Here is a 19824-nt window from a genome sequence, read left to right on the forward strand (position 1 = left end):
TATATGTTTACGAGTTACATTTATTACTTCTCTATTTAAGATGTGATCATCTGAACAAATTCACCTTCGCTTATAATTGGTATCCCCAAATCATGAGCCTTTTTATTCTTTCCTGATGTACTTGCAACATCATTGTTTATCAAGTATGATGTTTTAGCCGACACAGAACCAGATACTTTTCCTCCATTTCTCTCAATTGTAGTAACCAATTCTTCACGATTTTTGTAAAACTTTAAACTTCCTGTAATCACAAACAACTGACCTTCTAATACTTGTTTTACATTGCCATTATTCTCTGCCTCTCTAAAATTAAATTCCCCAATCAACTCAGCAATCCATCTATAATGCTCTCTGATGAAAGCCTTCATTGAGTTATTCATTGCATCTCCAAAATCATCTAATTTAGTAAAGTCATAACCATGGTACCAAATATCATAAAATTCTTCTGCTTGATTATTAAATTCTTTTGCAATAACTTTGCTTGCTGTTCTACCAATCAGAGGAATACACAGTCCATAAATGAATCTATCCAATGTAGTATTTCTACTTTTTTCAATGTTTTCTAATAGTTTGCCTACTAATTTCTTACCAAAGCCATCAAGTTTATAAATTTCTTCTTTGTGATCTGATAAGTAATAAATATCTCTAAATGAATTTAACCATCCTAAATTAATAAATTTCTGTAGTCTCTGCTCTGATAATCCATCTATATTAATTGCATTTTTGCTTACAAAATGTGATAGTTTACCAAGTAATTTCCCCTTACAGTCTGGATTAGTACATATAAGAACTTCCGTACCATTTTCTTTAACAATCTTTGTACTACCACTACATATAGGACAAATGTTTGGAATATTAAAACTATTACTCTTAGTAAGATTATCTCTTATCTGAGGAATTATTTGGTTAGCCTTATATACTGTAATCTCATCACCTATACCAAGTTGTAAATCCTTGCATATACTAATATTGTGCAATGATGCTCTACTTACTGTAGTTCCTTCTAATTCAACCTCATTAAAAATTGCCACTGGTGTAAGTTCGCCTGTTTTCCCCATACTCCATTCAATATCTTTAAGTGTAGATGTTACTTCTTCATCATAAAACTTATATGCTAATGAATGTTTTGGGTGGTGCCCTGTTTTTCCAAGAGATTTACCATATTCAATATTGTCGTAAGTAATCACAAGACCATCAATCGGATATGATTTATCTCTTGCAATGATTTTTAGTTCCTCAATCTTTTCTTCAATATTATCTGTCAAACTATTGTATCTTACATAAGGAACGACCTCAAATCCCCATTTTTCAGCTAATTCAAATCCTAATGAATATGTTGTTAATTCAAATGGTATTTTCCAAGCAATAAACTTAACATGTCTTTTTTTTGTAATATTATTATCTAGTTGTCTAACAGATCCGCTTGCCAAGTTTCTGCAATTTTTATATTCTCCATTTGTATTAATCTTTTCAAAATCTGATTGAGTAATAATTGCTTCTCCCTCAATTTCAAATTTATTATTAAATGGAATATTTAATGGAAGGTTAGAAAATACTTTTGCATTATGTGTTACAATTTCTCCCTCTTCACCATTACCTCTTGTTTCACTTTGATACAAACATCCGCTATTATAAGTATTCAGAATCGTAAGCCCATCCATTTTCAAAGATAAAATGCATTCTCTACCATTTGAAAATTTAATTAAATCATCCATTGACTTTGTTTTATCAAGTGAAAGCATAGGATGACTATGCTTCACCTTTTCAAGTTTTGACTTGACTTCATATCCAACCGTATGTGTTGGTGAATTAGTCATTACTATATTTGTTTTATCTTCTAAATTCTTTAACTCATCAAATAAATCATCGTATTCCTGGTCTGATATTTCTGATAAAGAATTGTTGTAATATGAATCTCTATATTGATTAAGTTGCTGTGTTAATTCCTTTATTCTTTTTACCTTATCCAACCACATTCCTCCTTTGAAACACACATTTAATTAGTAACCCATATTTCTAATTGGGGTAAAAGACTTTTTTATTTATCCATACCTATAATCCGTTCACCTAAATAATTCCAATCTTCTATATCATATATAACTTTCTCTTTCTTCATTTTTGTTATTACTTTAGAAACTTTCGATTTAGGGACATCAATATTAGTAATAACTTTCTCAATAAGTTCATTTTTACTCATTTGATCACCCCTAAGAATATGACATACCATATCTCTGATTTGTCCATCATTGATTAGTTCCGAAGGATCTATAGGAGACAAGTTATAAATTTTGTATTTGTCAAGTTGAAATCCTCCCATTTCTAGTTCTTGCACCGTATCAAGGATTATTTTATCCTTATCGCTTAATAATAAATACATCTGTTACCTCCGTTAAAATTGCGATTTAATAGTCATCTGTAAATTCACCACGTTCAATGCATTCAGCTATTTCTTTAAATAACTTCTTTGCACATGATATGTTGATTCCGATACTTTGTTTTTCAACCCAATGTTTATCATTATCAATTTCCATATATTTGATATTGATATTTACATCATCTTGTTCTACAACATATTTCCATGAATTATATAACTCTTGAAAATTTTATGAGTATTCTTTAATTGTATTTGTTACTGCTTTTATCTCTTCCATTTTTTTCTCCTTAAAAGACTTGTTTTATCTGTTTACAACCTTCCCATTTTCAATAACATCATTAAAGAACTCTATAACCTCTTCTTCTCCGTTGAAAGCATATTTATTACCCCAGAATGAAATATGTTTTTTGAGAAACTTTACAATATATTTTTTAAAAATATCTGTTGAGTATTCATATGTTATCTTTTCTATATTACCACCAAGATTCTGTTCAACTTCCATTGTGGATGTTGTCATTCCAAAATAACTAAATTTAACATTTAGAATACCGAGAGATTCTGTCTTAAACCTTGTGGAAAGATTGTAGTCCATCCAGTCATAATCATATAAGTGTAAATATGTATTTGTCCTATCATCTTCAATATTGTCACTAAAAATCAAATCATTGCTATTTATTTTCTCTAAGTACACTCTACATTTTCCTCCTTTAAAAGCGTGGTTTTAAGACTTTGTTACTATATCATTTACAACAACCACCTTATACGAAGATACTTTCATCTCATCATATAATCCCCATTCACTTTCTACATTTTCAATTTTTCCTATAACAACAAATTGACCTTTAAATCCTATTACTTCCCCTTTATATAAAAAGGAAGAAGTTCCTCTATGCCTCATTGCTACAACTTTATCTCCGATTTTTATTTCATTATTTAAGAAATCTTTCATCTAAACTGCTCCTTGATAATCATTCAAATTAACTTTTTCTATAGAAACAACACTGAACCATCCAGGATTCAAACCAATCTTCTGATGAAACTCAAACATCAATTCTGATAACTTGTCCTCTAACCATTTTCTCTCTTCATCTGTTACACCTTCATAAATGTATGTATCACAACCAGAATCATCACAATACGCTTCAGCTAATTCTTCCATAATCCTATCTGGATCAGGATCAGTTCTCAAAGGAACAAGTTCACACTCACCAACATAAATTGTTGGATTATTTGTAGATAAACTTCTTTCAATCCATTTTTTACAACCTAAAGCATCCTGTATTGCTTCTTCTTTTGTATTAAATGTGCCATGTGTCCAATTTTCATTATCTGTTTCGTTCCATGACCATAACATTTATTTTCACCTCTCAATCATTTCAAATGCTTTTCTCATGCCTTCCATGAAGTCAGTCCCATCCAAATTATCGTCTATATACTTCTCCAATTTATCTATCTGTTCATTTAAATAATCTAAACTTTCTGATATATCACCATAATCATTATATCTTTGTTCTAATTCATTTTTCTCGTTTTCTAATTTCTGATATGCTGCATATAATTCTTCGCTTGGTTCTCCACATATCTCTTCTACTTTCTGAGAAAATTCATTACCAATATTTTCAGATACAATTCTGAGAACATCTGATAAATCTTTGGCTTGCTCCCAATTCTCATTTATCATTATCATAAATTTATTTTCTCCTTTTAATCGAATAACGAAATGTGTTTTAACCCCTCTTCCAAATCATTCGCCTTACGAAATTGTTTAATATCTTCTTCCGTTTTTGCAATTAGTAGTTGATTTTTTGCTTTTTTAATTCTACTCTGTAAAAGTAACATCTCATTCTGTAACTCACTCAATGTGTTAAAATATTCTTGCTTAACTTTTTCAATATCCATTTTTATATCCTTTCCTACTACTTAAAACCTATCTTTCATGGTTTTGTTTCAATCCAATAAGAAACAAATCTTTTCCTAAAATTACTTTCCTTAATATATTCATAGGCAGGATAACAAGACATACTAGCTATCCCTTTTTCGTAAAGATAATTAACAAATAATTCTGTAAATCTATGGTTACAATCTGTCCAAATTATTCCTATGTCTTCTTTTATATCATTTAAAAATCCGACACAGCCATCAATATATCCTTCATACAATTTTTCTACTTTTCCTCTGCCAAAATATTCATAAATGATTATTGGATAGGGTCTACCACTTGAAAATTGATAATTTTCATCAGTATCTATAATTATTTCTCTCATTAATCAATTCCTCACTTTATTTTTACAAATGTTTGATATATAATATTTTCATAAATAGTTTGGAGGTTACATATATGTCTGAAGATAAAAAGTCGTTAATCAACTTAATTCCTGATTCCATTGATAATGCTGTTAAAAATATTACTGATAAACCAACACAAAATATTGGAACCACTCTTGCTGATATTTGGTATCTTGTTTTTGGTGGTATTTCACAAGCTGCAGAAAAACGTAAATTAGAATATGCACATGCTCTTCAAGAATTTAAAAATGAGTTAGAAGAAAAAATTTATAAAATTCCAGAAGATAAATTAGTTGAGCCTGATATACAAATTGTCGCTCAGGCTTTAGAAGCTGCTAAATATTGTATTGAAAAAAATCTCTACGAAGAATGTTTAGTAATTTAATAGCTAAATCAATGAATAAAGAAACATCCTTATATTCACATCCTTCATTCGTTAATATAATTAAACAATTATCTACTTATGATGCAAGAATATTAGCATATATATATGAATGCCAAATTGAATCTAATATAAATATTATTATTGATGATAACGACTTGCTTTTTCCATTATCTTCATTAGAAAAACAGGGATTAATTCATGTACATATGCAACAATCTGCTCAAACATTATCCATTGATAAAAACTTATTAAAATTACATACAAATTTTGATGTTAATATTCCTATCAAAACAGCCTATATTACTTTGACTAAATTAGGTGATACTTTTTGTGATATTTGTTTAAATTCAGAAATTTAACTTTATACATTATTCCATGAAAGTCCTATTTCATCACCTTGTTCAGTCTATATATAGTAGTTTGCAAAATTCAAAACCGCTATATATAGACTATTTTTATGCTACTTTTCCCTCTAACATCATCCATGTGTTCCGTTTATTATGACTTGTACGAATACATTGCAAAAATGCTTGTGGTTCTGCCAACAGTAGACATCTTTTCTTTGCTCTTGTAAGCAGCGTATACAACATACAGTTATCCAAAAGTTGATGATGTGTGTTATCAATAATTCCAATCACAATCTTCCTACCGGCTCCCTGTAACTTATGTACGGTCATTGCATAAGCAAGATCCAAAGCTGTCAGTTCTTTCTTTGTATACTCAATCAATTTTTCTTTTCCAAAAATATCAGTATAGGTTACTACACAATATTCCTCTTTCTTTTTGCCATTCTGTCTCTCACTGATTTCTGTTATATATCCTATTTCTCCGTTGAACACATTCTTATCGTAATCATTTACTGTCTGCATCACTTTCGCACCCAATTTAAATGTCATCTCAAAACCAGATATACTTTGCAATACATCTCCTAGCAACTTCTCCTGAATTGTTTTATTCAGTTCATTTGTACTATTCAAGCAATCTTTTCTTCGTGGTACTGTAATAACAACATTATCAATCCCATCAGACTCTACCGATTTTAGAAATGTCTTAACTGCAATATCAAATAATGATTGCCTATTTGTACGGAACATATAATACATATCCTGTAACTCACCATGAATAATTCTCGGTTGTAACTTTTCAGTTATAGGGTTGATGTTTTCACGGATCAGATTTGCGTCTACAAGAATGCCAGACTTTTCAGCTTGTCTCATTGGCTTAACCAGTTTACTTACTACTGTATCATCAAACATTTCTATTAAATCAGAAAATACATTACCAAATCCTATTGGTGGCAACTGCTTATGATCTCCAGAAATAATAATTCTTGTATTATCATCAATGGCTTCTAACCAGTGTAGAAATAAACTGGCATTTACCATACTTCCCTCGTCAAGAAACGCAACGCTTGTAATCAAGTGATTATCCTTATTAAAATCAAACTTATTCAAACCTTTACATCCCAATGTCCTATGAATCGTCATAGCAGGAAATGATGTTGCTTCAGTGATTCTCTGTGCTGCCATAGCCGATAAAGCAGATGCCGTTAATGTAAATTGGTTTTCTGTATATGCTTTCACAATCGCTCTCATAATGGATGTCTTACCAGTACCAGCCTTCCCAGTTATTAAGCTGATTGTTCTATGCAGACTTTTATTGATTGTATCAAGCTGTTCTACTACATATTGGAATCCTTGTTCTTCTTCTGCATGTCTGATCGCCTGTTCTATTTTTTCATCAGAAATATTAATGTCCGTCTGTTTCTTAGACTTTTCAAGCAGTATATTATAAATCTGCATTTCGATATCGTGATAATATTTCAGCCCTACTCTATCTTCTGATATGTGTAAAAACTCATTGTTTTCCAATAACCAATCCGTTTTATCGGCACACTCAGGAACACTATTACTTATTGCCGACTTTAGAATTTTAACTGAACACCAAGTATGACCACTACTTTCTCCCAAATCTGTGAAATAGTATTTTATAAACGCAACCAATCTTTCAGTTGTATTTATGAGTTCTGGCTTCAATTTTAATGCCAAGTCATCGACTTTCTTAAACCCAAGCCCATTAATTTTTGTAAGTATATAAGGATTTTCTTCTAATTGCTGTTTTAACAATGCCGGATTAGGTTCATCTGTTAGAAGTTTTTTAATCATCGTATATGTAACTCCTAATGGCTTTAACATTGTGATAATGTCTGAAATCAGATAATTATTGATGATCTTGTCCTTAATCCTGTTCCAAGTAAGTTCTCTAACTCCCTTTACTAAATCATAATCAATTTCTTTTAACGTGCCATTTGCCACATCATTTACTACATTTGGGTACACACTTATTAAATTCTCCGCAATCCAAGGTGAAATAATGGATTGCAGAAACATTAACTGTGACTCTTTTGTTTGTGGTATAAGAGCATATATGGCTATTGGTGTATACTGATGACCATATGTTTTGTCATACTTATACCTAGCCTTTATCATATATTCTCCACCGACAACCAATTCCTGCATTTTGCCAGCCAAAGAACTAAACTTTTTATCTGGATCGACTTCTTTACTATCTTCAAATGGTAAATCCATTTTTGTTTCTTTTGTATATTGAGGAATATCATCGTTTGTGTAAAAACCATATACGCCCCAAGTGGTATCTGAATTGTAGTATCGTTCATAAGTTATTACTGCTTTAAATTTCAAAATATCTTCATCGTTTTCAAACAAATTTATACTGCCACTCCTTTCTTCCTCATCTGATCCAACCAAGTATTATATGGTTTTACCTTCTCTACAAAAAAATGTTCTTCTCTCTTTCTTCCAAGTATTGCAAGACAATTTCCTTTCTTAATATCATCGCTATACTGTTTTAACTGGCTTGACCATATAGTTGCTTCAACAATACCAAATGGCGTATATAGGTCTAAATATGCAAATTGATTCCCGTTTTTATCTTTCTTCCTTTTAATATCAACTATGACACAAAATAATGTAGTCTTATCTCCGTCCTCTACCATATCCCAATCTGTTTTTGTATATTTGTAAGCATCTTTTAACGGGTCATTCGTCAGGAACATAGACAATGTATCAAATTCCCACATATATTCATCTTTTGCATATTTTTCTTGAAACTCTATCATGTGATTCTTATATTTTTGGTTCTGTTCTTCTATAAATAATTTCTCTTTTGCTTTGTTATAATCTATCAGTAATGCTTCCTTATTTACTTTTTTACCGTCCCTGTAATCATCAACATTCAATCCAAAAGGTATAAGTTTTGAATATGGAGATGGCAATGTAGTTACTGGCTTATATTCTTTTCTTTCAAAAAGTCTATTTGCATATTTCTTCAAAGAAAGCATTTTATCTTTTGTTGGAATAGCACCAGCTTTAATTAGTGTAATGATTGCTGTCTTATCAGCAACTTTCTCAATAAAAACATTCATACTCTGATATGGTCTATTTTCAATAATCTTATCAACAATAGACTCGCCAAGACCTTTTACAGCCAATAATCCAAACAAAATCTCATTATTTTCTGGTAGGGCAGTAAACTCAATATCTGATTTATTAACATTTGGTGGAGACACTTTGATACCCAATCTCTTGCAGTCGTTGATTACGATACTAATTTTCTGTACCTTGTCGCTTTTAGATGTAAGTAGTGCTGCCATAAAATAAATTGTGTAGTGAGTTTTCAAATATGCAGTAAGATAAGATAATAGACCATATGCAACAGCGTGACCACGATTAAAACAATATTCTGCCTGTTTTAGCATTAACTGCCAAATCTCAATCAACTGTTCATTGTTCCATCCTTTTTGAGTAAGACCAGCTCTGAAATCTACTTCAAGCTGTTCCATTACTTCTTTCTTTTTCTTACCGATAGCTCTTCTTGCATTATCAACCTGTTCTTCTGGGAACCCTGCGTGTCTGAATAATTGCAATGCCTGTTCCTGATACAGCAATATATAATGTGTTTTTCCAAACAACTCTCTTAAATCTTCATGCAAAACGCTTACATTTTCTGGATTTAGTTTATTTTGACAATATGTTGGAAAACTCTCTTTTGTTCCTGGACGATTGGCTGCATTGACAACAATAACATCCTCTACGTTATCCGCTTTTGCTTCAATACACATTCGTCTTCCTTCTGCCGATTCCATCTGAAAGATACCAACTGTATTGCCATTCTTATATACTTTTTCAAAAACTTCTTTATCTTCTAAATTCAAATGGTTAATATCAACATCATCCCATGTAATACCAGCCATTTTTAGCGTGTCATCAACAATATCAAGAGTCTCCAGACCAAGATAGTCCATCTTGACAAGCCCCAAATCATCCATAGCATTATGCATCTCTAACTCGATCATAATATTTTTTTCAGAATCATAACATAATGGACAATAATCTGTAACTGGAGTAGGTGTTATAAGTGTTCCTGCTGCGTGTCTTCCCATTGACTTAGGTAAACCCTCAACATCCATGACATACTTGAACCAAAGTGGGAACTTTTCATATACTTCTTTCAACTTTTCATTCTTATTGAGAATATCTTTGAGCAGAACGTCTTTCTCTTCCTCTTCTCCTAAATCATTTAGCGTCATGATTGTAGGGATCATCTTTGCAACTTCGTCACGCAATTTATACGGAATCTGTTTGTAGTATGGGGAATAGTCTTTCTCATCCAATACCTTTCCAATATCACGAATTGCAACTTTTGTACTTAGTGTATTGAATGTAGCAATAGGAGCCACGTTTTCTTTCCCAAATAACTCCTCAGATATTTCAACCATTTCTTTTCTTCTTCGCTTTGATATGTCCCAGTCGAAATCTGCCATAGATTTTCTGCCAAGATTTGCGAAACGTGAAAAGTCTAAATCCCATCTAACACTGTCTATCTGTGTCACATTCAACATAAATAGGCATAAACAGTTTGCTCCTGAACCTCTGGAATACCCCAATGGTATTTTTCTTTTTCTTGCCTCTTTTGCAAGCATATACAGCATAATAAAATAATCCGTATAGTCAACTGCATATAATACTGGCAGTTCTGTTTCAAGCCTTTGTCTTCTTATCTCCTGATCTTCCTTAGACATATGACCAAATTTTTCATCAAAGGTTTTGAATACCAAATATCTCAAATATTCTTCGTGATTATCATAGCCATTTTCAATATTTATTTTTGGCATGATGTTACCTTTATTCAGACCAATATCAATGTTTTCAATAATGTCTGTTATATTTACAGACTCTTCAATGCCTTTTCTTATAATGTCTTCAGAAAATTGGTCAGATAACTTTTCGTATATCTCATTCTCAGTCTGTAAATAGCAGTCTGTATAACTTTCTCCTACTTCTCTCCCTTCCCCTATTTCAACAAACATTGCGTGTGATTCTTTGAAGGAATCACTTAACATATGTGCGTCTGTCGTAATCGTATATGGCAGATTGTGTTTCTGTGAGAAATCATAAATCAGTTGATTTGCATTTGCCTGATCTTCTGTATTATGTGATTGAAGTTCGCAAACGACATAATCAAATGTATTTTTCAGTTTATTAATATATTGTTCTGATTCTTCATATTTGTCATTTACAAGGTATCTACTCAACCGCCCAGCTTGACAAGCTGTTAAGCAGATAATACCTTTCCCAAGACCATTTTCTTGTATATACTTAATATCAATTCTTGGTTTCTTATAAAGACCTTCTGTTCTTGATGCAGATGTGATTTTGATAAGGTTTTTATATCCTTCCTGAGTCCTTGCAAGTAAAATTAAATGATAGCGTGGCTGAGTGTACTCTTTTGTATCTGCCTTTTCCCACATATCATCTACTTCATAAATCTCATTTCCGATTATGGGTTTGATATTATATTTATTGCACTCTTTAACAAAATCTACAAATGAAGCCATACTTCCATGATCCGTTATAGCCACAGCCTTCATACCATTTTCACTTGCAAATTTAACTGCTTCTTCAACAGTCAATATAGAATCTAACAAAGAACCTTTAGTTGTATGTATATGTAAATGTGTAAACAATCAATCACCTACCATTCTTCATCGTCATCTGAATTATTTGTGCTAACTACAACCACATCTTCAATAATTATTTGTGGTGTTCTAACTCCTTTATATTCGTTAATTGATGGTTTTCCTACAATGTCAAAGACAACACTATCATTCTCATCCCATGCATTTTGTAGCCAGTCATACAGTTGATTTCCTTCTTTACACTTAAACTGAATATATTTAATCTCATCAATCAAAAAACTGATAGTGTCTTCATTCTTGCCGAATATCTCAAATTGTTCTTTTGTAAGGCTGATATTTTCAATGGCAAGCATCGGCTCTTCGATACCTTGTCCAATAATATCTTCAAACCTAGCCAAATCAGTAATAATTTTTATAGAAACATCATCAATATCCATAATAAAATCAACTCGATAAGTAGAATCATATTCAACATCTTGCAGGATATCATTTAATCTGTTCAATGCTTCTTCTTTCTTATCTATTTCTAAGTCAACAATGCCAAAAGCATTAGCATGACCTCTTCCGTCTAAAATGTTAGTGCTGTTTACAATATCTTTAAAACTGTCAATAGGACTGTGATCAATATTTCTAGCACTCCCACCATATGTAATCTTTCCTGTTTTTTTATCTAAAAACTTGTTCAGTAAAATACATGGTTTATTAAACATTTCTGCAATTTTAATAGCAACAACGCCTGTCAAGCCATTATCCAGAATATCAGAAGTATCAATCATAACTACCTTGTCTTCTTTTGAAATGTTCTGCGCAATCTCTGCAATTTGTGATACACATTTTTCTTTTTGCTTATCTTGTCTACTTTTTGCATTCTTGCAAAGTCTGGCTGCTCTATCATATATACTTTCCTGTATTGTTTCAGCAGGTTTATCTTTAGTGGCACGTTTCTTATATTCAAAAAACTCATCCTGTTCAATAAATGCTCTAAATAGTAATTCTTTTTCCTCTGGGGAACCGATTCTAATCATCCCATTTAAGATAGGTGTAATATACCACTGTACGTTATGCACATTGATTTTGCCACTCATACTATAATCCTGTGCATCTATAAGAGCTTTAAAACACTTATTTTGAATATTTAATAACCCCATGTCTGTTAAATAGCATGTTTCAAAAGAACGCATATCCATTACATCACTGATATTCGCCAATGCGCACAAATCTAAATAATCATCTGCAAATTCATTCCAATTTTCTTCATCCAATGCTTGAAGGAAACGATATACAACTCCAGCTCCGCACAAATTTTTATTGGAATAATCATTGCTCATTTGATTATTGACAATCAGTGCATATGGATTATTTTCTTCCTTTTCATGGTGATCTAAAATCAAAATATCAATACCACTCCCAGATAATTCTTTACACCGCTCATTATCATTTGTTCCTGCATCTGGAATAATCAATAACTGTATATCTTTAGGAATGACTACATCGTCTGATAACCCATGTGCCTTTGCTCTTCCATGCAATATATAACCAACAGGATATTTACTATCCATTTGTTTGATGTATAAATACATCATTGCTGCAGAACAAAATCCGTCTGGATCTTCATCCACCAATATTCCAATTTTATCTTTTTGATTAAAATGTTTCATAAAGAGATTAACTGCTTCTTCAATATTGTCTAAGTTTTGATATGGCTCAACGACATTCTCGTCTAAATTCAAATATCTATTATAATCATTTATCCCTCTATTTTTAAGAACTTCCTTTAAAACATTGGAAGTATCATTGTTTCCGTTTTCATATAATTTGTACTGCAAGTTTGTACCTCTCTATCTTAATTTATAAATATTATGTTCTACCATATACTGCCATTTTGTAGGTTTATCCGAAGGTGACTCATGATCACCTAAAATATTGTCTTCATCAAACATATAAAAAAGCGGTACTCCATCTGGAAACCTGTCTGCCAATTTCTCTAATTCTTCTTTAGTCACATCCTTGTCAAAACAAAGTATAATGTCAATGCCAAGCCTAACCAACATATCAATTTGACATTGTGATAATTCCTTTCCTCCGGTTCCTCCACTATTTCTATAACCATAACTCCATAACTGATGTGTAAATTTTTCTGATTCTCCTACATAAATTTTTCCTGATGATTTTATATAATCAATAGTTTTGTATAATCCATAAATAATCTTTGATTTTGCACATGGTTCTAAATAAATATATTTGTTCTCACTATCAGGAACCTCTCTATAAAAATACCTACCTTTTATACCAACTAAGTCTCCTAATTCCGAGCGGATGGGAATTGTGTATCTATTGCTTTCTTCATCAAAACCTATTTCAAATTCTTTTTGGGTAGAATAATCTATGTTGTCTTCACAAAACAAATCATTGACATATCCCTTATAATAAGAAAGTACATTCTCATTAATTGGTTTTAATGGTTTTTCTTTTTCTATACTTGTATTAGAACACATGTCATCAATCATCTTTAAGATTTTAAAACTTTCTGGAATATCTTCTTCAAAATCATGATAATAAGACATTCCAATTTCGTCACATATAAACTGTAGTCCTTTAGGAAAAGTTAAATCCTTCGTATAGCAAACCAAATCAATAATATCCGTTTTTCTATTGGTTTTAACCATTTGCCTTGTGTAGTTCTGACACATTAAATATTCGCTGTTATATAGAACAACTGCTCCATTGTTATCTCCTGTTGCGTTTGCACAAGTCCAATAATCATTTGAAGCATGATATTTGATATGGTGGCAACCAATGGATTCTAGGATTTGCTCAACATATCGGTTTTCATATATGTAATTTTTTAATTCTTTTACATCCAAGTGCCACCCTCCAAATTATTCTGTACTTTTATGTTTTTTAATGATATAACCTACATTTCTCCAAATATTAAAATTGAGATCTATTTCAAATAACATAACTTTGTCTTTACTGCCAGCCCTGTTTTTATCAGGTTTAATACAAAAATATTGCTTTTTTAAGTCTAAATCTTCTGTAATTGGTTCTCCCCAGCTATCATTTTCTGCGACCATTTGATATTTGTGATATTCATCTTTATTCAGCTTTTTCCCAATATTTAAGATGTCAGCAACGTGCTTTATCTGTTTAGCATTTGCAATATTGTTACTGCTTAGACTAAAAATATCTGTAAACACAGTATCATCACTTAACTGGAACACTGCATAACCACTCATTCTTAATTCTTTTGTCAATTCTTTCAGTCTAGTAGCAAACTGTTTTATTTGTGACCAATCATCTGTGTTATATCCTTTTAATGTGTCATATCCATAATATTTGATGTTTTGAACCATCTTTGCTTTACGCAATTCAAACTCAATCTGCTCTGGACTGTAATCATTACCAACATCTTTAAATAGCACTTTACCTTTGCGGTCAGAACTGTCAATCCATTCCGTTACAGTTTTTACTTGCCAATATTCATCTGATTCTGCCTGGACTCTTTTTATATATTCTTCATTAGATTCTGTGTAGATACCAAAATCATCTATTTTTCTTCTGATGATTTCTCCCTTTTTGTCGTGATATACACCAAGAACAATTTCCTTTTCTGGCTTTTCAAGCACTACACCATGTAAATCCTGAAATTCCTTATTGTTAATAACAGTAGTAATCAAACAACTACGCAAATCTTCCTCATCCATTTCATTACTCATAAGGAAAAAGTTTTCGTTCTGCACAAGTGCAACATATGCTGCCAATAATACCAGTTTTCTTGTTTTACCTTCATTCGATAAGAAACCCTCAAATAATAATTTTGTATCTCTCATACCAAGAAAATACTCATTATACATGTACCACGGGAAAGGTAACCCGAAATTAGGTTTTTCAAGATACTTATCAATCTGTACTGTATTATTATCTGTAAGCTCTACTGCCTCCTCTCCTGCGTTTATAACTGTATGAATCTTGTCTGCTTTTGTACGGATGATCCTATATATATCATTTGGTGACATCTTATCGAAATTTTTATGAGCTAATATCTTTTCGACAGGAAAACCATTTCTTCCATATTCCCTTACAAGAGAATACTTTTTAACTGTATCAAAATAGTTTTTACAGTCATTTTCATCAGCCAAATTCATATATTGCTGTATAGTTTTCCAGCCTTTATATTGCTTATATGTACTTAATCTTTCTGGATTTTGGCTCATGAAGACATTCATCTTTGTCTCATCTACTGTCTGTGAAAAAGTCAGATAATACGTTTCAAAACAATCATAAAAGAACTTTACTGCTGGATCAGAGAAGTCATATTTACTTCTCATAAAATTGCCATAATTAACAAATGAATCAGGGTCTTTTAGTAGTGCGCCCACGAAGCATATCTCAGCTTGGATATTTGCAGCACTATGTTCTTCTGCCAATCAATTATCACCACCAATCATCCGAAAATATCATCAACTAAAGCAGATATATCATCTGGATCATTTTTTTCTGGTTTATTTGATGTATATCCAATACTTTTACCAACAATATTTTCGCTTTTTTCTATTTCTTTTTCTGCCTCTATAATTCTTTGCTTTTCAAGCCATCTTAAATAGCTATCATATTTATTAATCAAAATTGACAAGTCATAATTGATACGTTTATCAGAACTCATTACAAGTCCTTTTGTTTTGTTCCTATCTGCAATACCATTTAACATATCAATCTTTCTTTTCCACATATCAAGTAAATGCTCTGGTGGTATTCCAACAGACATGCCTTTAAATGTACCATTATATATATCACTTAACTTTTGCCATACGGTTGTTGGTACAATCGTGACATCATACGAATCCTTTATAAACTCAAATACATTTTCTTTTGTAATAGCTAAGCTTAAATGTTTATAAGATTCTTTTCTTATTTGATCTAAATGATCCAGAACCCATGTCCATTTCTGCGAAACATCTTCTCTCTTCATTTGTGAGCGTTTGTTGCACATATTGATAAAGCAACTACTATGATATGTTTTTTTATCATAGTAGATTGCATCGTCAATATCATTATGGCTTATGTAAAAGTATTCCTCGCAACATCCGCATTTTCTTCTTATTCCAACATGTTGATTATCTTTTATATACCGCATTAGTCCACCTTTACATAAGAAAATTGATTACTGAAACATATCGAGAACTTTCTGCAAAACAACCGCATCCGTAACATTCTTAAATGCCGTAGGAAGTCCTGCCGCTTTCAACTTATCTCCCATCTCCTTCTTATCAACAGGTGACAGCGCATTTTTCTTTGCAATGATTTCTTTCTTCATTACCTCGATATCGACACCAGAACCATTTTCTTCAGCAGATTCTTCATTTGCTGGTTCACCAACCTTACCAAGAATCTCTTTACTATAAATGTCCTGTTCAACATCAACAGCCTTAGTTAAGTCATTCTTAACAACAAATGCCTTTTTATCTGCCGTCTTATCAATGACTGCTTGCCAATCAACAAGAGTAGGATCTTCAATGATAATATTGTCCTCATGGGTATGTGTCCTATCCTTCTTGACATGGGCGCATACAACACCATCTTCATTTCTAAACATACGAACTTCTGTCTTGACATTATAGGTCATACCCTTGAATCCATCAGGAATCTTTCTGCCCGTTGTAACACTCATGGTAGAACCATCTGCCTGTTTAATCGTTTCTTTCTCATCCGTTTCTCTTGCGGTCACAATGTAATGAACGCCAGATGCCATCAAATCAAGAATCAAGTCCTGTCCCTTAAAGTTGATAGTCTGATAGTCCTTCAGCTCCATACCGGCTCCCTCGATCTTTACAAGCCGAGCATCACCTACAAGACCATCCTTATCAGCTTTTACCTTATTTCTTTTCTTAGAGAACTCAATCAATCCCTGTTTTGTTGTCAAGTTCAAAATGCTTGTACCATCAACAACAATTGCGTCTGCCCTAAAAGGCTCACCATCTGCATCTAACAGAACTTCATCGGTTTCATCACCAGTCTCTTCATCAAGAACGTATAAGTCTTCATTATTCTTAACCCTTGCAATATACTCTCTTACTTCTCCAAGAGACTGTGTATATACGATATAAATATTTTCAAGGTCTACACCGTTTGCTTCCAATTCACCCAAATAATCATCAATAGAACCAGTCTCAGGATCAAGATACAATACCCTAAAGGGCTTACCATCTGGGCGTTTGAAATATGCTAACTGCATAGCCATAGTAGATTTACCTGTAAATTGTTCTCCATATAAAATCATTCCTAACTTACTCTGTGTTACTGACGCTTTTCTTGCCTTTGCCATTAAATTACCTCCGAAATTGTAATATTATTAAGTATTGTGGAACGCCATTTCTGACGTTCCGAAGTATTTATCTTTACCATGCCTCATCTTCATCATTTCCAGAGTCCAAATCAGCTTCTCCCCAATTATCACCATCAACATCGCCACCGAAATCATTTTCAGCTTTGTTTGCCTGTACAATCTTTGACACAGCTTCTGTAACATTTGCTTCCGTATAAAGTTCTTTATCAACAGTAGAACCCTTTGCGTTTGTAATGATAAATTCTCTCTTTGTAGGTGCAAGAACCTTCTCCATAGATACTTCTTCACCCCAGTTGTCATCATCATCTTCAATCGTTTCTGTCTGTGTAGATGCGACCATATGACCACTAACCTGAATTGCATTATATGGCTTTAAGGATTTCTTGAACTTATTTGCCAAATCCTTATTTTCAATAATGAATTCAACATCTTCAATGTTGCTGTATGTAATAACCTTTGCTGATACAACAAATCTTCCAGTCGGCTTATCATTTCCCTTTTCCTGATCAATACCCATGAATACAATTACCTGGATAAAGTCATTTTGCTGAGTAAAGTTCCCATCACTGAAATCAATATCTGAGCAAAGTGAAATCTGGTTAGGCACTAACTTAGTAGAAGTCTTCTTGTTGCCGTTATTATCCAAGAAACTACTATAATCAAGACCACCTCTGATAAATACGCTTGCACCATCTTTCAGATTTTCACTTACTTCTTTACAAGCATCAAAATCTGTCATAACCTTCTTGTCATTCATGGTCTTACCATTCTCATCTACCTTCTTCTTTACGCCAATGTTCTTACCGATAAGACGAAATCCTTCACGATTATAAGAAAACCTATCTGCCCAAGGAACCTTTGCAGTTTCAGGCTTATCGCCCTTCTTTTCAGCTTTCTTTGAGAAATACACATTTTCCTGTTCCATACCCTGTAAATTAACATAGAGTGTGCTACCTTCAGCGTATCCGACTCCAAAGTTAATCATTCTCATATCCTTGTTGCTCTTGGTTTTAATTTCCTTATAAAAGTTCTCCTTCTCTACACCACTAACAACGCCCTTTAACTGGAATGATCCTTTTGTCTCAGGTAAATCGAATAGTCTTCCTTTTTTCTTTGTTTCTGCCATTAAATAAAAATCCTCCTGTAAAATAAAATTATTTAAATATTTTTGCATCTTATATAACATCAACAGCCTTTTCAGACTGGAACATAGAGATTAAATCCATATAAAATCTATGCTAATCAGTGGTTTATGGCTAAATTTGACGTAATTTAACCAAGGGTATGCTGTTCACCACCCAAAACGAATATAACTGTTCAGTTGTTAATATTGGATTTTCTACGGATAACCGTGCGAATTGTTTACTTGTTACTGTGTGTATTTGATTTATTATTCTATATTTTATCAATTGTAATGCTTATAATAGCTATCTTAATTGACATTTATAAGCTAATTTCTTTTCTGTCCATCCATCTTTATATTTTATATCACAAGATAAATGAAACTCGTCATATTGTAAATTAGAAATTTCCGCATTCTTTTGAATTGAATTACCAAGCATATTAGTTATTGCATGGAAACCTCCAACTGCCAATCCATCATATTCTACAAATGCTTTTATGTAATCTTCCCAGTTATCTACAGAAACCATTCTTGATTGATGATCAAACATTTCACCATTCTTGATACTTAAATTTGTTTCTATAACATTTACTTCTATTTTATTTCTGTCAGGATACAAACCTTTATAATATGGTCGAATGACTTTCAAAATCAAATCATATAGTTGATTGGTACACATATAAAACTGAAATCTTCTACAATCTGTGTCTCTCAATAATGTTCCAACAATTTCTTGAATTAGCCAATCTTTCATCGTCCCTCTATCAAAGAATGAATTGCTTTCCAAATAAATATCAACTAAATTCGGGAAATTTTTTTCTCTTTCCGCAAGTTCATATTTATATACTTCTTTGTAAGGAACTCCATATTCATCAACTGAAGAACCAGTTAGAAGTTTAAATACATTGTCCCAACTATTATGTAATATTTGAGACAATTTATCCTTATCGTCTTGATTAAGTTTCTCCAATGTCCCACCTCCTCTAAACTCATCCCAATGAAATAAGAATTTCAACCGCTTTTCGCATCAATATATAGTAGTTGTTCTTCCTTTAAATATCTATATATTGTATATATCTTAGATATATGAAAACTGACATTCAGTTCCTCGTAAATACCTGCCGTTGTCCAGTTTAATGATAGTTTCGTAGGGTTCTTCTAAATCATCCCTGACAACTGTTCCTAAATGTTTCTTGCTGGTATCATAGTGATAACAAACTGCAACCCTACTTCCTACAGCTAATTCAGGAAATTTATAATTTTCATCTTTCTGCTTCGGAAATTTATCATAAGTAATTGTACTTACACACCCCAT

20 protein-coding genes are annotated in these 19824 nt (G+C 32.2%); 2 read left to right on the forward strand and 18 right to left on the reverse strand.

Translation table 11 applies throughout. The features are described from left to right. Positions 1–35: 35 nt before the first annotated feature. The 8 genes from ligA to D7Y06_RS00270 form a co-directional block, all read right to left on the reverse strand. Entirely contained in the window at positions 36–1970 is a 1935-nt protein-coding gene (gene ligA / locus D7Y06_RS00235; protein ID WP_120405828.1) for an NAD-dependent DNA ligase LigA, read from the reverse strand. Between the two features lie 68 nt (positions 1971–2038). Further along, positions 2039–2377, reverse strand: a complete 339-nt coding sequence (locus D7Y06_RS00240) for a hypothetical protein (protein ID WP_120405829.1) — start codon at positions 2375–2377, stop codon at positions 2039–2041. 298 nt (positions 2378–2675) lie between these two features. Continuing rightward, a complete protein-coding gene (locus D7Y06_RS00245) occupies positions 2676–3065 on the reverse strand; it encodes a hypothetical protein (protein WP_120405830.1) in 390 nt (129 codons plus the stop codon). A 30-nt stretch (positions 3066–3095) separates the two neighbouring features. Then, entirely contained in the window at positions 3096–3323 is a 228-nt protein-coding gene (locus tag D7Y06_RS00250) for a hypothetical protein (RefSeq protein ID WP_120405831.1), read from the reverse strand. Beyond that, on the reverse strand, positions 3324–3728 hold the full coding sequence (locus D7Y06_RS00255) for a hypothetical protein (RefSeq protein ID WP_120405832.1): 405 nt from the start codon (positions 3726–3728) through the stop codon (positions 3324–3326). It abuts the gene before it with no gap. 6 nt (positions 3729–3734) lie between these two features. Next, complete coding sequence (locus D7Y06_RS00260) at positions 3735–4061, reverse strand: hypothetical protein (protein ID WP_120405833.1); 327 nt, start codon at positions 4059–4061, stop codon at positions 3735–3737. A 17-nt stretch (positions 4062–4078) separates the two neighbouring features. Next, entirely contained in the window at positions 4079–4273 is a 195-nt protein-coding gene (locus D7Y06_RS00265; protein WP_120405834.1) for a hypothetical protein, read from the reverse strand. Between the two features lie 35 nt (positions 4274–4308). Beyond that, a complete protein-coding gene (locus D7Y06_RS00270; RefSeq protein WP_120405835.1) occupies positions 4309–4638 on the reverse strand; it encodes a hypothetical protein in 330 nt (109 codons plus the stop codon). A 74-nt stretch (positions 4639–4712) separates the two neighbouring features. Between D7Y06_RS00270 and D7Y06_RS00275 the strand changes: the two genes are divergently transcribed. Next, positions 4713–5045, forward strand: a complete 333-nt coding sequence (locus tag D7Y06_RS00275) for an Abi-alpha family protein (protein WP_120405836.1) — start codon at positions 4713–4715, stop codon at positions 5043–5045. Further along, complete coding sequence (locus D7Y06_RS00280; protein WP_120405837.1) at positions 5030–5404, forward strand: Abi-alpha family protein; 375 nt, start codon at positions 5030–5032, stop codon at positions 5402–5404. Before D7Y06_RS00275 ends, D7Y06_RS00280 begins: the two co-directional genes overlap by 16 nt. A gap of 96 nt (positions 5405–5500) precedes the next feature. Here the strand turns inward: D7Y06_RS00280 and D7Y06_RS00285 are convergent, their stop codons facing one another. The 10 genes from D7Y06_RS00285 to D7Y06_RS00330 form a co-directional block, all read right to left on the reverse strand. Beyond that, on the reverse strand, positions 5501–7771 hold the full coding sequence (locus tag D7Y06_RS00285) for an AAA family ATPase (protein ID WP_120405838.1): 2271 nt from the start codon (positions 7769–7771) through the stop codon (positions 5501–5503). Between the two features lie 2 nt (positions 7772–7773). Then, positions 7774–11091: a DNA polymerase III subunit alpha gene (dnaE, locus tag D7Y06_RS00290; RefSeq protein ID WP_120405839.1), complete on the reverse strand. Its 3318-nt coding sequence runs from the start codon at positions 11089–11091 to the stop codon at positions 7774–7776. 8 nt (positions 11092–11099) lie between these two features. Continuing rightward, positions 11100–12869, reverse strand: a complete 1770-nt coding sequence (locus D7Y06_RS00295; RefSeq protein ID WP_120405840.1) for a DHH family phosphoesterase — start codon at positions 12867–12869, stop codon at positions 11100–11102. 12 nt (positions 12870–12881) lie between these two features. Further along, a complete protein-coding gene (locus D7Y06_RS00300; protein ID WP_120405841.1) occupies positions 12882–13907 on the reverse strand; it encodes a DNA primase in 1026 nt (341 codons plus the stop codon). A gap of 15 nt (positions 13908–13922) precedes the next feature. Beyond that, complete coding sequence (locus tag D7Y06_RS00305; RefSeq protein ID WP_120405842.1) at positions 13923–15470, reverse strand: hypothetical protein; 1548 nt, start codon at positions 15468–15470, stop codon at positions 13923–13925. Between the two features lie 17 nt (positions 15471–15487). Continuing rightward, positions 15488–16177, reverse strand: a complete 690-nt coding sequence (locus D7Y06_RS00310; protein WP_120405843.1) for a hypothetical protein — start codon at positions 16175–16177, stop codon at positions 15488–15490. A 27-nt stretch (positions 16178–16204) separates the two neighbouring features. Continuing rightward, positions 16205–17365, reverse strand: a complete 1161-nt coding sequence (locus tag D7Y06_RS00315; protein WP_120405844.1) for an ATP-binding protein — start codon at positions 17363–17365, stop codon at positions 16205–16207. 73 nt (positions 17366–17438) lie between these two features. Beyond that, complete coding sequence (locus tag D7Y06_RS00320; protein ID WP_120405845.1) at positions 17439–18512, reverse strand: hypothetical protein; 1074 nt, start codon at positions 18510–18512, stop codon at positions 17439–17441. Positions 18513–18813: 301 nt separating this feature from the next. Beyond that, positions 18814–19479: a hypothetical protein gene (locus D7Y06_RS00325; protein WP_120405846.1), complete on the reverse strand. Its 666-nt coding sequence runs from the start codon at positions 19477–19479 to the stop codon at positions 18814–18816. Positions 19480–19587: 108 nt separating this feature from the next. Then, positions 19588–19824, reverse strand: a complete 237-nt coding sequence (locus D7Y06_RS00330; RefSeq protein ID WP_120405847.1) for a hypothetical protein — start codon at positions 19822–19824, stop codon at positions 19588–19590.

The sequence above is a fragment of the Roseburia sp. 1XD42-69 genome, assembly GCF_003612565.1.
Classification (GTDB): domain Bacteria; phylum Bacillota; class Clostridia; order Lachnospirales; family Lachnospiraceae; genus Roseburia_B.